Annotated in this window: 1 protein-coding gene; it reads left to right on the plus strand. The window is 43.0% G+C overall.

Annotated features, from left to right (window positions below; genetic code table 11):
• A partial coding sequence (zapE, locus tag R7Z77_RS24710) for a cell division protein ZapE (RefSeq protein ID WP_318136966.1) occupies positions 1–858 on the plus strand: 858 nt, incomplete at both ends.

Consider the following 858-nt stretch of genomic DNA (forward strand, 5'->3'; position numbering starts at 1 on the left):
GCTCAACCCCGAACAGGTTTGTACTTTTGGGGTGGGGTAGGCCGAGGTAACACCTATTTCATGGATGCCTTTTTTGATGCCTTACCTACTGCCAGAAACATGCGCGTGCACTTTCACCGCTTTATGTATCGGGTACATGACGAGTTAAAGCGTTTGGGGGAGGTAGAAAATCCTCTCTCCAAAGTTGCCGACTTATTTAAACAAGAAGCAGATATTGTTTGTTTTGACGAGTTCTTTGTGTCTGACATAACTGATGCCATGATTCTTGCTACATTGTTGCAAGAAATGTTTAAGCGTCAGATGGTGCTGGTGGCGACGTCAAACATCGAACCACAAAATTTGTATCGTAATGGCTTACAGCGAGCTCGTTTCCTTCCTGCTATTGATATGATTTTGGCGCGTTGCCATGTACTAAATGTGGATAGTGGTGTCGATTATCGTCTGAGGACGTTGGAACAAGCCGAAATCTACCATTATCCATTGGATGAGCAGGCTTCTATTAATTTAAATACCTATTATCAGCAGCTTACGGCTGAGCGTAAAAGCGTTGCTCACAAAATCGACATTAATCATCGACAGATTAACGTGATTGAAGCCAGTGATGGGGTGTCACATGCTTCTTTTGAACAGTTGTGCCAAACCGCTCGAAGTCAAAACGATTACATTGAACTCTCACGTATTTATCACACGGTTTTACTGGCCGATGTTCGTCAGATGAATCGTAAAATTGATGATGCTGCGAGGCGTTTTATTGCTTTAGTCGACGAGTTTTATGAGCGCAACGTAAAACTGATTATTTCAGCGGAAGTCGAGATGGATGCCTTATATAGCGAAGGACAACTGGAATTTGAGTTCAAG

The organism is Vibrio sp. 1401, assembly GCF_033340295.1.